At 72.1% G+C, this 13,969-nt stretch carries 5 protein-coding genes and 1 pseudogene; 1 reads left to right on the top strand and 5 read right to left on the bottom strand.

The window, feature by feature from the left end; translation table 11 throughout:
- Nucleotides 1–47: 47 nt before the first annotated feature.
- The 5 genes from AB0C36_RS16260 to AB0C36_RS16240 all read right to left on the bottom strand — a co-directional run bounded on the left by AB0C36_RS16260 (nucleotide 48) and on the right by AB0C36_RS16240 (nucleotide 7,864).
- Nucleotides 48–2,222 carry an MMPL family transporter gene (locus AB0C36_RS16260; RefSeq protein ID WP_358354304.1) on the bottom strand — a complete coding sequence of 725 codons (2,175 nt, stop codon included), beginning with the start codon at nucleotides 2,220–2,222 and terminating at the stop codon, nucleotides 48–50.
- A 4-nt stretch (nucleotides 2,223–2,226) separates the two neighbouring features.
- Nucleotides 2,227–3,963 carry a class I adenylate-forming enzyme family protein gene (locus AB0C36_RS16255; protein ID WP_358354302.1) on the bottom strand — a complete coding sequence of 579 codons (1,737 nt, stop codon included), beginning with the start codon at nucleotides 3,961–3,963 and terminating at the stop codon, nucleotides 2,227–2,229.
- Between the two features lie 34 nt (nucleotides 3,964–3,997).
- The gene (locus AB0C36_RS16250) at nucleotides 3,998–4,984 is read right to left on the bottom strand and encodes a ferritin family protein (protein WP_358354300.1); all 987 of its coding nucleotides are present in this window, start codon (nucleotides 4,982–4,984) and stop codon (nucleotides 3,998–4,000) included.
- A gap of 67 nt (nucleotides 4,985–5,051) precedes the next feature.
- Nucleotides 5,052–6,191: an acyl-CoA dehydrogenase family protein gene (locus AB0C36_RS16245; protein ID WP_358354297.1), complete on the bottom strand. Its 1,140-nt coding sequence runs from the start codon at nucleotides 6,189–6,191 to the stop codon at nucleotides 5,052–5,054.
- Nucleotides 6,192–6,205: 14 nt separating this feature from the next.
- Nucleotides 6,206–7,864, bottom strand: coding sequence for a long-chain-fatty-acid--CoA ligase (locus tag AB0C36_RS16240; protein WP_358354294.1), 1,659 nt, complete (start codon nucleotides 7,862–7,864; stop codon nucleotides 6,206–6,208).
- 318 nt (nucleotides 7,865–8,182) lie between these two features.
- On the opposite strand from AB0C36_RS16240, the pseudogene AB0C36_RS16235 reads away from it, so the two are divergent.
- A pseudogene (locus AB0C36_RS16235) lies at nucleotides 8,183–13,957 on the top strand (type I polyketide synthase); the annotation flags it as partial.
- Nucleotides 13,958–13,969: the final 12 nt, after the last annotated feature.

Below are 13,969 nucleotides of genomic sequence, written 5' to 3'. Positions count from 1 at the left end.
ACGCCTCGGCCGCCGTCCGCCACGACGCGGCGGCCATCATCGTGCCATCACTTGGGCGCCTCCTGGAGGGGCTCGTGCCGGGGAGCGGGTTCGCCGCCGGTCTCGCGGATGCCCCAACGGGCGTACCAGGGCCGGGCGAAGCGCGGGGCCCACCAGTTGTACTCGCCGAGCAGCCGCATGGTCGCGGGGACCAGCAGCACCCTGACGACCGTGGCGTCGACGATGATCGCGGTGGCCAGTCCGACCCCGATGATCTTCACGATGAGCAGGTCCGCGGTGGTGAACGCGCCTATCACCACCACCAGGAGCAGCGCGGCCGCGGTGATGATGCGGCCGCTGCGCTGCAGCCCGATCGCGACCGCCTCGCGGTTGTCGCCGGTGAGGTCGTACTGCTCCCGCACCCGGGAGAGCAGGAACACCTCGTAGTCCATGGAGAGCGCGAACGCGACGCCCAGGATCACGATCAACTGGACGACGTCGATGTTGCCGGCCGATGTGAAGTCCAACGGTCCGCTCAGGTGCCCGTCCTGGAAGACGAACACCACGACGCCGAACGCGGCCAGCAGGTTCAGGATGTTCATCAGGATCGCCTTGATCGGCAGCACCACGGACCCGAAGGCGAAGAACAGCAGCACGAACGTGGCGACGACCATGATCGCCAGCATCCAGGGCAGCCGTTCGCCGAGCATGTCGAGCAGGTCCGCGAACACGGCGGTGTTGCCGCCGACATGAGCCTCGCCGCCGGGCGGCGCCGGGACCGCGCGTACCGCCTGGACCAGGTCCCTGGCCTGCTCGGAGATCGCCTCGATGCCGAACCTCGCGTCGATCTTGGCGGAACTGCCGACCGCACCGGTCACCTCGGCCCCGGCGATGCCGGGTATCGCGCGCACGCGCCCGAGGTAGTCGTCGAGGGCGGCCCGGCCCTCCGGCGACTGCACCGGCGAGGCCAGCACCACGGCGATCTCGACCTGGTTGGTGATGTTCTTGCCGAACTCGGTGTCGAGCGTCTCCTGCGCCTGCCGACTGTGCGAACTCGTCGGCATGATCCGGGAGTCGAGCCAGCCGTACGACACGTGGAGGTACGGCAGCCCGAGCAGCACCAGCAGCCCGGTCACCGCGACGGCGACCTGGATCGGACGCCGCATCACCGCGCGGGCGATGCGCTCCCAGTTCCCGGGCTTGTCGGCGGGCCGGACGCGCGCCCGCCGCGGACGCCAGGCGGCCGCGCGCGGGCCGAGCATCGCCAGCAGCGCCGGCATGACGGTGAGCGAGAAGACCACCGCGAGCAGCACCGCGGCGATGCCGCCCAGGCCGAGCGACCGCAGGAACGTCTGCGGGAACACGAACAGGCTGGACAACGCCACGGCGACGGTGACGGCAGAGACCGCGATGGTGCGGCCCGCGGTGCGCATCGTGGCGAGCAGCGCCTCGGGGACGTCGCGTCCCGCGTCCATCTCCTCGCGGAACCGGCTGACCACGAACAGGCTGTAGTCGATGGCCAGTCCGAGGCCGAGGAGGGTGACGATGTTGACGGCGAAGACCGACACGTCGGTGACGTAGGTGAGGGTCCGCAGCGCCGCGAGCGAGCCGACGATCGCGAGGATGCCGATGACGACCGGCAGCGCCGCGGCGCGCACGTTGCGGAACAGCACGATCAACAGAAGGAACAGCACAGGGAGCGCGAGGCTTTCGGCTCTCTTGAGGTCCTTGCGGATCTGCGTGTTGACCTCGTCGAACAGCGCGGCCGGTCCGCCCACGGTGATGTCGAGGTCGGGCGACTCGAGGAGGTCGGCGATCTCGGTGTAGTTGTCGGTGCGTTCCGCCTCGTCGCCGCCGGCCATCTGCAGCGCCGCGAAGGTGGTGTGCCGGTCCCGGCTGACCAGTTCGTCCCGCCGAGCCGTCCAGAAAGAAGTCGTCTTCTGGACGTGCTCGGCGGGCAGTCCGGTCAGCACCCGTTGGGCCGCCTGCTCGTACGCGGGGTCGTCGACCGTCCACCGGTCGCTCCGGAAGACCACGACGACGTCCGCGTCCGCCTGCCCGCCGGTGTCGCGGCGCAGTTCCGCGGCCCGCGAGCTCTCGCTCTCGGCGTAGGTGAACCCCGTCCCGGTCAGGTGGTCGAAGACGGTGGCCCCCCACAGGCCCGCGAGGGCCGCGAAGAGCACCGCGCCGACGACGATCGCGCGGCGGCGGCGGTAGGCGAGGCGTCCCAACAGGTCGAGCATCGCGTCAGGTCCAGCGTCCGATACCGATGCCCTTGGCCCCGAGGAGTTGCTCGCGCAGGTCGAGCCGGCGGACCTTCCAGGTGCCGGTCCTCGGGAAGTCGTCGAACGAGATCTGCCGGCGGGCCGCCAGCTTCGGCAGGTCGACGATGGCGTCGGCCCACTCCTGGTCGCCGATCGGCACGTCGTCGTAGGTGCTCACCACCGGCACCGGCAGCTCGCCGGCCTGCGGCAGGATGATCACCTCGGAGGTCTGCGGCAGCCGGTCGAGGATGACGTCCTCGATGGCGATGCCGCTGACCGCATCGTTGTTCTCGTTGTCGATGCGGTCGACCTCGCGGTCCACCAGGCGGACCGCGCCCCACCGGTTCATCAGGCCGAGGTCGCCGGTGTGCCACCACCGGCCGTTGACCTTGATGTCGTGCCGCTCCTGCTCGGCCACGTACGCGAGGCAGCGGCCGGGCTGGCTGATCTCGATCAGGCCGATCTGGTTCGGCTTGAGCTTGCGCCCGGTCGTCGGGTCCACCGCGCGGAGCCGGCAGTGCGGGAAGAGCGCCCAGCCCAGCAGCTGCGTGGGCGGCGGCAGGTGGCCGCGCTTGCGCACCATGAAGCGCAGGTACGGGCGCATGCACAGCACGCCGTTCTCGCTCTGGCTCCACGACTGCACCCAGAACGGCAGCTTGACGTCCGTGGCGCTCATGAACAGCCGGATCGTCCGGGTGTGGATCGCGTCGAACGAGTTGAGGAACAGCCGGACCTGCTTGAACAGCCGGGCCGGGTCCCGGGCCAGCGGCTCCCAGGACATGTAGATGTTGGGGAGCGTCTCGACCAGGTTCGGCCGGTACTCCGCCAACATCCGGCGGGCGGTCTCGATGGACGGGTCGCCCACCCACAGCATGCGCGGCGTGGTCGTCGCGACCGCCAGCGTGAACGTGGTGAGGCGCTCGTGCGTGAACGGGTCGCAGAAGAGCATCGTGTCCTTCTTGCCGAGCCACCGCGGCCAGCGGTTGCTCTCCACGACGCCCATCGAGTACACCGACTCGGCCGAGTGCATGACCAGCTTGGGGTAGCCGGTCGTGCCCGACGTGTGGGTGATGATCATCGGCTCCTTGTACTCGCGCAGGCGCGGTACGGCGGCCGGGGCGCCGTGGAACGACGCGAGGTCCTCGATGTCGGGGCGGTCCGGTGCGCCGTCCACGCTGATCGTCCTGACGGTGTACGTCGAGACGACCTCCTTGCTGATCTCGCAGCGCTCGATGTGCTCACTGTCGGTCAGCAGGAACGGCTTCTCCAGGCGCTCCAGCAGGATCCGCACGACGTCGCCGCCGTACGTCCCCGACAACAGGGCCGGGATGGCCCCGAGGCGTGCCACCGCACTGGCGGTGACGAAGATGTCGAAGTGGTTGGACTTCATCACGGCGACCCGGTCCCACGGCCGCACCCCGGCGGCGTGCAGCCACGAGGCCATCTTGTCGACGAGCTCGGCCCACTGCACGTTGGTGCGCGTGCAGCCGTTGTCCGGGTCGATGTCCGGGGGCCGGTCGACGATCATCGTCTGGGTGGGGTTGCGCTGGGCGGTCACGTGCCAGAGCTCACCGAGCTTGGCGACGGCCGGCTTGCGGGCCCCGGGGTGCAGGGTCTTGGTGGCTCGGGTGGGCGTGAACTCGGTGAGGAAGCGCGGCTTGGGCCGCGTCTCCTCGACCGCGTCCCCCGCGAACGGTGTGGAGCCGTTGGGCTGTGTCACGGTGCTCTTCCCTCCTTGGGGGATCGGCGTGGGGTCAGGCGAGGGCGGAGGCAAGCCCCATGTCCTTGAGCCGGTTCTCGTGGATCCGGAACGTCATCTCCAGCGTCTTGCCGATGCGTTCGTCGGGCGTGGTGTCCAACAGCTTGCGTCCGGGCCACAGTTCGTAGTCGGCGAGGAGGTCGGCGTGCTGCTCCATGCCCTCCTGGAACAGCGCTTCCCAGGACTGCTGCTGCTGCATCACGGGGAGTTCGTAGAACAGGTGCATGCCGCCGCGCACGATCTCGGCGATGCGCTCGGTCTCGGCGGGGTTGTCCGCCAGGTGGCGGCGCACGATCGAGCTGCCCACCGCGAGGTGCCGGACCTCGTCGATCCCGGCACCCTTCTGGATGTCCGCCATGACCGGGTCGAGCGGCCGCCACTTGAGCTCGCTCTGCTCGAACGCCGGTGCCAGCACACCTTCCACCAGGGTGGTGAGCAGCACCACGGCGCCGTAGAAGTCGTGCTGGTCGCGGATCACCGGGAGGACGTACTCCTCCAGCGGGGTGATGATGGTCGCCCGGTCGTGGGCGTTGAGTTCGTCGAGGCGGGCGTCGCGTTCCTCGCGCGGGACGCCGAGGTCCACCAGGTGCTCGCGGAAGACCATGGCGTGGCGGGTCTCGTCGATGAGCTGCGTCGCGTAAAACTCCATGCACGCCAGGTTCGGGGCGTCCAGGACCAGGTACCCCAGCGACCCGGCGGCGCGCTCCTCGGCGAGCGTGCGGAACGCCACCTCGCGAACCAGCACGTCGTGCAACGGCCCCGGCTCACGGACGAGTTCGGGGGTCGTCACGTCCGGCAGGTGGCCTTCGGCGTGCCCGCGCAGCGTGCCGTACGGCACGTTGTCGAACCAGTAGCGCAGCCCGCACTGCTCGGCGGTGAGCACGAGTTCGTCGCCCCCGTCGAACAGGGCGCGTGCGGTGTCCCAGTCCGCCTCCGGGGCGTACTTGCGCGTACCGCCTTCGGGTCCGGTGCGGTCGGTCATTGCTGGCTCCCGTCTGTCTGTCGTGCGCGTCGGTCGTGCCGTGGAGTCGGGCCGGGCACGGGCGCGGTCAGCCGACCAGCACCGGCCCGGTGCCTTCCAGGTAGTCGAGGAGCGAGGGCGCGGTCCGCGACCGGGACGGCGGATGGAACCCCAGGCAGTGGTACGCGGCGGCGTAGTAGGCGACTTCGTCCCCGCCGATGAAGGCCATGCCGCCCAGGAGTTCGATGGCCTTGGCGCCGGCGTCGTTGATGGCGTCCTGGGCGGCGTACCGGGCGATGAGCACCTCGGCCAACGCGTTGTTGCCGGCCGCCCCGTCGGCGATGCGCTGCGCGATCGACTCGAGGAGGAGCGCCGCGGACTCCAGCCGGCAGGCGACCGCCGACCGTTCGGAGGCCGATCCGCGCTTCTCGTTCAGCGCGCGCTCGACCAGGGTGCTGACCGCGCCGAGGTAGCCGGCCGAGATGAGGAGTTCGAACCACAGGAAGCCGACGGTCTGGAGTTCGTCGAGGCCGTCGCCCTCGCGCGCCTCGGTGCGGACGACCAGTTGCTCTTCCACGTGGACGTCGGTGAGCCGCACCTCGTCGCTCTCCGCGCCGGCCAGCACCCGGCTGCCCCAGAACGGATGGCGGGTGATGCCCTCGGCGGTCGACGGGATGAGCAGCACCGCGAGCTCGGGCTCGCCGTCCTGGCCCGGCACCGTCAGGGCCGCGGTGAGCAGGTCCATGGAGTGCGCGAGGCTGCACGGCTTCTTCGAGCCGTTGACGCGGTAGCCGCCCTCGACCGGCACCGCGCTCATCGTCGGCGACAGGATGCCCTGCTCGGTGCGCCCCTCGGCGAAGCCGGACGCCACCAGCAGGTTCTCCTGCGCGACGGCCTCCAGAAGCGCCCACTCCAGCCCGGACTTCTGCAGGCTGTCGGCGAGGGTGAAGAGGGTGGCGACGGAGAAGTGGTGCATCGTCGAGGCGACCGCCAGGGACGGCGACGCCGCGCCGATCGCCCGTAGCGCGCGCATGGCCTCCAGAGGCCCCGCGCCCAGTCCGCCGTACTCGGTGGGGATCACCAGGGCGGGACCGCGGCTCTTGCGGAACAGTTCGATGACGGGGCTGCCCGGTGCCTCGCGTTCGGCGAGGGGGACGCGGGCAAGGGCGTCGACCAGTCCGGGCAGGTAGCCCTCGCAGGTCTCTCTCGCGTGGTCCAGGGATCGCATGCGTCGCCCTCCAGTCAGAGCAGGTTGAGCGCCGCGGAGCGGCGCAGTTTGCCCGACGACGTCTTCGGGAGTGTGGCGGGCGGGAGCACCACCACACGGGCCGGGCGCACCCCGACGTCGGAGAGCACGCGCGCGGCGACGGCGTCGCGGATCCGCTCGGCGGCTTCGGGGTCGGCGTGCTGCCGGGACTCGGCCAGGACGGCGAACCCTTCCTTCTGGATGCCGCCGGCGCCGTCCTCGGCCACCCGTACCGCGATCACGTTGCCGGCCCGGACGCCCTCGACCGCGGTCGCGGCACGCTCGATGTCGGTCGGGAAGATGTTGCGGCCGCCCATGATGATGACGTCCTTGCGGCGTCCGCAGATCACCAGGCGGTCGCCGACGAAGTAGCCGTCGTCGCCGATGTCGAGCCAACCGTCGGCGTCCGTGGCGGGTACGACGCCGTCCTCGGTGCAGTACGAGCCGGTCACCGAGGCCCCGCGCAGCTGCACCCCGCCGACCTCCCGCTCGCCCAGCACCTCGCCCTTCTCGCCGACGATGCGCGCGCTGACGGACGGCAGCACGTAGCCGAGCAGCGGGAACCGGCGCACCTCGGACGGTGCGGCGCCCGGGTCGGCCGGCACCGCGCGGCGGTCCTTCTCCAGCGCGGCGGCGTCGACGGTGTCGATGATCACGCCGTCGCCTTCCGACGCCATCGTGATCAGGACGCCGTTCTCGGCCGCGCCGTACACCGGCGCCAGCACGCGCGGGTCGAGGCCGAACCGCGCGCCGACGGTCTCCAGCATGTGCATGCCGTCGGCGTCGATGGGTTCACCGCCGTTGCCCATGATGCGCACGCACGACAGATCGAGCGAACCGGGCTCGGTGTTGGCGAGTTGACGGGCCATGAGCAGGTACGCGAAGTTCGGCGCGGCCGTGATGGTGCCCCGGTACTTGTGCATCAGCTCCTGCCACAGACCGGGGTATCGGAGGAACTCCACCGGGGTGATCGCGACGAGTTCCATGCCGGAGACCATCGATCCGATGAAGCAGCCGACCATGCCCATGTCGTGGAACAGCGGAACCCACGACACCAGGACGTCGTCGGGGCGTCCGAAATCCCGGGCCCGGGTGAAGTCCCGGAGATTCGCCATCAGGTTGCCGTGCGTGATGCGCGCGGCCTTGGGCTCGGATGTCGAGCCGCTCGTCAATTGCAGGAGGATCGGCGCGTCCTCGCCCACCTGGACGGGAGCGAACGTGGTGTCCGCGTCGGGCCGTTCCAGTTCCTCGATGAGGCGCGCGTCGTATCCGCGGGCCCGCAGCACCTCGGCGACCGGTTCGTAGGGTCTGCCGAGGAGCACAAGGCTCGCGTCGACCGTCCGCAGTGCGTGCAGCGTCGACGCCTGCCAGGCCTCGGGGTTCGCGCGATGGCCGGGTTCGTGCAGCATCGTGGTGCTGCCGCCGGCCAGCCACACGGACACCGCGGCGTGGACCGCCTGGGACAGTTCGGCGCCGAGTATGGCCACCGCGTCCCCGGGGCGCAGTCCGCTCGCCACGAGTTCCGCGGCGCCGCCGCGAGCCTTCTCGACAATCTCCCGCCACTGGCGCCGGACGGGCTGGTGCGGTTCGCCGGTCGTCATGCCCTTCGGCGTTTCGGCCGCCACGGCGACGATGGTTTCGATGAACGTGCTCACTGCCACGCCTCCCCGCACCATGCCCCGAACTCGGTGTCGGAACTGGGCCCGAACTCTGTGTCGGACCAGGAAGCTACCGCCCCAATCCACGCCATCGTCCATGTTTCGGTCACCGCCCGGTCTCGGTGCCCGGGGGGCGATCGGTTACCGGCAGATGGGTGCCGATCGGGCGAATCTCGGTAGCTTCCCCGGGAGGTGGTGTCGTCGATGCCGGGATCTTCCGTGGGGTCTGCCGTGGGATCTGCTTTTTCTTCTTCTTTCCGCCGTGATCTGGCGGCGGCTTCCGACGCCGAACGGGCACGAGCGCTGGTACGCCTTGTGCGCGAGAAGGCAGCCGAGGTTCTCGACCGGCCCGGCGCCGACTCGATACCACCGGAACGGAGCCTTGAGGAACAGGGGTTCGACTCGCTCAGCGCGCTCGAATTCGCCGAGTCCCTCAGCAGTGTGCTGGGCCTGCGCCTGGCCGCGACGCTGGTCTTCGACTACCCGACACCGGTCGCGCTGGCCGAGCATCTGCGGGCCGAACTCGCGGCGCTGGACGCGGAGTCGGCTCCGGATGCCGGTGCGGCGGTTTCGGATCCGGCCGCCGGTCCGGCTCAGGGGGCCGGCCGGACTGGCGAGCCGACGGACGACGACCGGATCGCGATCGTGGCGATGGCCTGCCGTTTCCCGGGCGGGGTGCGCTCCCCCGACGACTTCTGGCGGCTGCTGGCCGAAGGCCGCGACGCCATCGGCCCGTTCCCCAAAGACCGCGGCTGGGACGAGGACGACCTGTTCGCGGCGGCCCCGGGCCGGATCCCGAAATCGGCCGTTCGGGAAGGCGGATTCCTCTACGACGCGGCGGAGTTCGACGCCGAGTTCTTCCGGCTCTCGCCCCGTGAGGCGATCACCATGGACCCGCAGCAGCGCCTGCTGCTGGAGACGTCCTGGGAGGCGCTGGAACGGGCCGGCGTCGATCCGACGGCGTTGCGCGGCAGCCGTACCGGCGTCTTCGCCGGCGTGGTGCAGAGCGACTACGCCCTGAGCCCGGACGAGGTGTCCGAGGACCTGTGGGGCCATCTGATGACCGGGAACGCGACGAGCGTCATCTCAGGCCGGGTGGCGTACTCGCTGGGGCTGGAGGGCCCGGTGTTCTCGGTCGACACGGCGTGCTCGTCGTCGCTCGTCGCGCTGCATCTGGCCTGCCGCTCGCTGCGAGAGGGCGAGTGCTCCATGGCGTTGGTCGGCGGCGTCACCGTCATGGCGACGCCCGTGGTCTTCACCGAGTTCAGCCGCCAGCAGGGCCTGGCGCCGGACGCACGCTGCAAGTCCTTCGCGGCCGCGGCGGACGGCACCGCGTGGTCCGAGGGCGTCGGCGTGGTCGTGTGCGAGCGGCTGTCCGACGCGCGGCGGGCGGGCCGCACCGTGCTCGCGGTCGTACGCGGCAGCGCGATCAACCACGACGGCGCGTCCAACGGCCTCACCGCACCCAACGGGCCCAGTCAGCAGCGGCTGATCGGGCAGGCGCTGGCGGACGCGGGGCTCGGGCCCGCGGACGTCGACGCGGTGGAGGCGCACGGCACGGGCACCAGGCTCGGCGACCCGATCGAGGCGCAGGCGCTTCTGGCGGCGTACGGGCAGGATCGGGAACGTCCCTTGCTGCTGGGGTCGGTGAAGTCCAACATCGGGCATGCGCAGGCCGCGGCGGGCATCGCGGGGCTGATCAAGACGGTGCTCGCGATGCGGCACGGGGTACTGCCGAGGACCCTGCACGTCGACGAGCCGTCGCCGATGATCGACTGGTCCGCCGGGGCCGTGGAACTCCTCACCGAGGAGCGCGCATGGCCGCGGTCCGGTCGGCCGCGCCGCGCCGCGGTCTCGTCGTTCGGCATCAGCGGCACGAACGCGCACGTCATCGTGGAGGAGGGCGCCCCCGTCGCGGACGCGTCCACCGCCCCGCCGGACTCCGCCGCGTTCGCCGCGGCCGGTCCGGCCGAGCTGCGCTCGGGCGCGTTCCCGGTCCCCTGGCTGCTTTCCGGCCGCACCCGCTCCGACATGCGCACTCAGGCACGGCAGTTGCACGAGTACGTCTCGGCCCGGCCGGACCTCGGCACGATCGAGGTCGGGGCGGCGCTCGCCACCACGCGCTCGGCGCTGGAGTACCGCGGCGCCGTCGTCGGCGGCACCCGGGACGAACTGCTTTCCGCTCTCGGCATCCTGGCCGACTCCGACGTGCCGTCGGCCGACGCGGGGATCGCGGAGGGGCCGAGCGGCGACGGGCCTGTGGTGTTCGCGTTCTCCGGGCAGGGCTCGCAGCGGATCGGGATGGGACGCGAACTGTGTCTGGCGTCGCGTGACTTCGCGGAAGCATGGGACGAGGTGTGCGAGGCGCTGGACGGACACCTGGACCGTCCGCTGCGCGACGTCGTGCACGCCGAGCCCGGTTCGGCCGACGCCGCGCTGCTCGACGAGACCCTGTACACGCAGACCGGCCTGTTCGCACTCCAAGTGGGGCTGTACCGGCTGCTCCTGGCCCGGGGCGTACGCCCTGACTACCTGATCGGGCACTCGATCGGCGAGCTGACCGCCGCGCACGTCTCGGGCGTGCTGTCGCTGCCGGACGCCGCCGCCCTGGTCGCGGCGCGCGGCCGCCTGATGCAGGAACAGACCGCGGGGGGCGCGATGTTCGTCGTCCGCGCCACCGAGGACGAGGTGCGTGCGGAAGGCGGCATCGGTCCGGACATCAGCATCGCCGCCGTCAACGGGCCCGCGTCCGTGGTGCTCTCGGGCGAGACGGACGCCGTGGCGGAACTGGCCGCCGCGTGGCGTGCCAAGGGCCGGCTGATCAAGCGCCTGAAGGTGAACCGCGCGTTCCACTCGCCGCTCATGGACCCCATGCTCGCCGAGTTCGAGCGCGTCGCAGAGCGGTTGTCGTACACCGCGCCGACGGTGCCCATCGTGTCCAACGTGACCGGTCGCCTGGCCTCGGCCGGCGAACTCGCCATGCCGAGCCACTGGGTGCGCCACGTCCGGCAGACGGTCCGCTTCGCGGAGGGCGTCGCGTGGCTGCGCGGCCAGGGCGCGGCGGCGTACGTCGAGCTCGGTCCGGGCCGCACGGCGACCGCGATGATCCAGGACTGCCTGGACGGCGACCCCGCGCTCGTCACCCCGACCCTGCGCGCCGATCGGCCCGAACCGGTGGCGCTCACCGGCGCGTTGGCGCGGCTGCACAACCAAGGCACCCGCGTGGACTGGGCGGGGGTCTTCGACGGGGCCCGACCCGCGGAACTGCCGCCGCACACGTTCGCGCGCAAGCCGTACTGGCTGACCAAGGTGCGGCCCGGTGCCGGCGACGTCACGGGTGCCGGTCAGCGCTCGGCCGACCACCCGCTGCTCGGCGCGCTGGTCGAACTCCCCGACGACGAAGGCCTGGTTTTGACCGGCCGCATCTCACTCGACACCCATCCGTGGCTTGCCGACCACGCCGTGCTCGGTTCCGTGGTGGTGCCCGGCACCGCGCTGGTCGAGCTGGCCGTGCAGGCCGCCGACCGGAGCGGCTGCGAACAGGTTCGCGAACTCCTCGTGCAGACCCCCCTGGTGATGCCCGCCGAGCACTTCGTGCAGCTGCGCGTCGTGGTGCGGGCGCCGGACGCGGACGGGCTGCGCCCGGTCGCGGTGTACGGCCGGGTGGAAGGCGCGGGCGCCGACGAGGCGTGGACCTGCCACGCCAGCGGTCGGCTCGGTCCCGACGACTCCGACGAGATGCCGGGTCGACTGGCGGTGTGGCCGCCGCCCGGCGGGGTCGCGATGGCGCTGGAGGGCTTCTACGCCGGGCTCGCCGAGCGCGGATACCGCTACGGCCCCGGGTTCCGCGGCCTGGTGGCCGCCTGGGAACGCGGCGACGAGGTGTTCGCCGAGGTGGAGCTGCCCGAGGAACTGCGCGAGCAGGCCGGCGCCTTCGCCGTTCACCCCGCCCTGCTGGACGCGGCCTTGCACGCGGTCGGGGTCGGCCGGGACGCCGACGACGACCGGGTGGCGCTGCCGTTCGCGTGGACCGGTGTCCAGGTGCACGCAACCGGGGCCGCCTCGCTGCGGGTGCGGCTGACGCGACTGGACGGCGAGCGCATGGCGCTCACGGTGGCGGACAGCAGGGGCCGGCCCGTGGCCTCGGTCGGCGAACTGGCGTTCCTGCCGGTCGCGGCCGACCAACTGCGAGCCTCGGGCGGTGGAGCGTACGAGAGCTTGTTCCGTGTGCAGTGGGGTCCGGTGGGCCGCGGCACGCCCAGGGCGGGCCGGTTCGCCGTGGTCGAGGACGCCCCGACGCCGCTCACCGAGGTGTGGGCGGGCCTGGGAGTGCCGGTCGCGGCGGGGCTCGCCGCCCTGCCCGAGCCGGCGCCGGACACCGTGATCGTGCCGCTGGCCGCCGACCCCGTCCTGGTCAAGGGCGGCGACGCCGCCGCGCAGGCACACGAAATCGCGGGCCGGACCCTGGAATTGGTGACCACCTGGCTCGCCGACCCGCGCTTCGCGGAATCGCGCCTGGTGCTCCTGACCTCGGGGGCGGTCTCCGCGGTACCCGGGGAGCCGGTGACGGACGCCGCGGCCGCGGCCGCGTGGGGCCTCGTCCGCTCGGCCCAGTCCGAGAACCCCGGGCGCTTCGTCCTGGTCGACACGGACGCGTCGGAACGCTCGGCGGGCGCGATCGGCGGGGCGCTGGGCACCGGCGAACCGCAACTGGCGCTCCGGGCGGGCGACGCGCTCGTGCCACGCCTCGGCCGAGTGGAACGCGCGTCGGCGGAGCCCGCCGAGGCTCCGTTCGGCAACGGCACCGTACTGATCACCGGCGGCACCGGAGCGCTGGGCCTGCTGCTCGCGCGGCACCTGGCCACCGCGCACGGGGTACGCAACCTCGTGCTCGCGTCCCGGCGCGGTCCGGACGCGGAGGGCGTCGCCGCGTTCACCGCCGAACTGGCCGCCGCGGGCGCATCGGTGCGCACGGTCGCCGTGGACACCGCGGACCGCGAGGAGTGTGAGCGCCTGCTCGCCGGCATCCCCGGGACGCAACCGCTGACGGCCGTGCTCCATCTCGCCGGCACCCTCGACGACGGCCTGGTGCAGTCGCTGACCAGGGAACGCCTCGACGCGGTGCTGCGCCCCAAGGTGGACGCGCTCTGGCACCTGCACGAACTCACGCAGGACCGCGCGGACTTGGCCGCCTTCGTGGTGTTCTCGTCGGCGGCGGGCATCCTCGGCTCCCCCGGTCAGGCCAACTATGCGGCGGCGAACGCCTTCTCCGACGCGGTGGCGCAGCTGCGCCGCGCGGCGGGACTGCCCGCGCTGTCGCTGGCCTGGGGTGCGTGGGAGCAGTCCGGTGGCATGGCCGACCGTACCGGGGACACGCTCGCCCGCCGGGCGGCACGCAGCGGCATGGCGCTGCTGTCCGCGGAGGAGGGCCTCGCGTTGTTCGACGCCGCGCTCGGCGTACGGGACGACGTGCAGGTCCCCGTGCGGCTCGACCTCGCCGCGCTCGCCGGCCAGGCCGAGACCGCAGGCGAGGAGGCCGTACCGCTGCTGCTGCGCGGCCTGGTACGCGCACCGGCCGGCCGCCGGGCCGGCGGCGAGGGCACCGCGGATCTCACGAAGGCGCTGGCCGAGGCCGCTCCGGAGGACGCCGAGCGCCTGCTCGTCGACCTGGTGCGGTCGCACGTGGCGTCGGTGCTGGGGCATGCCTCACCGGATGCCGTCGATGTCTCGCGCAACCTCGTCGACCTGGGCTTCGACTCCCTCTCCGGGGTCGAACTGCGCAACCGCCTGTCCGCGGTCACCGGCCTGCGCCTGCCGGCCACCGTGGTCTTCGACTACCCGACCGTCGACGCCATGGCGTCCTACCTGCGCTCCGAGCTGGCCCCCGGCACCACCGGCACCGCCGTCGCGGTGCTCGAGGAGTTGGACCGCCTGGAAGCCGCCCTCGGCAAGCTGTCCCTCGACACCATCGCCCGCATCCGGCTCACCGCGAGCCTGGAGCGCATCCTCACCCGCGTGGGCCCGACCGTCGCCGCCGACAAGATCGACGCCGCCGCCCTGGACGACGACTTCTTCCCCGCCGCCGGCTGAGCCGGCGGCGAC

The sequence above is a fragment of the Streptodolium elevatio genome (assembly GCF_040649515.1).
Lineage (GTDB): Bacteria > Actinomycetota > Actinomycetes > Streptomycetales > Streptomycetaceae > Yinghuangia > Yinghuangia elevatio.
The sequence above is the reverse complement of the archived record's forward strand: the minus strand, read 5'-3'. Positions and strand labels throughout refer to the sequence as shown.

Bases quoted from the DNA above. Each gene is read 5' to 3' on its own strand.
- AB0C36_RS16245 (WP_358354297.1), bottom strand. From the start codon at position 6,191: ATGCGATCCCTGGACCACGCGAGAGAGACCTGCGAGGGCTACCTGCCC.
- AB0C36_RS16250 (WP_358354300.1), bottom strand. From the start codon at position 4,984: ATGACCGACCGCACCGGACCCGAAGGCGGTACGCGCAAGTACGCCCCG.
- AB0C36_RS16260 (WP_358354304.1), bottom strand. From the start codon at position 2,222: ATGCTCGACCTGTTGGGACGCCTCGCCTACCGCCGCCGCCGCGCGATC.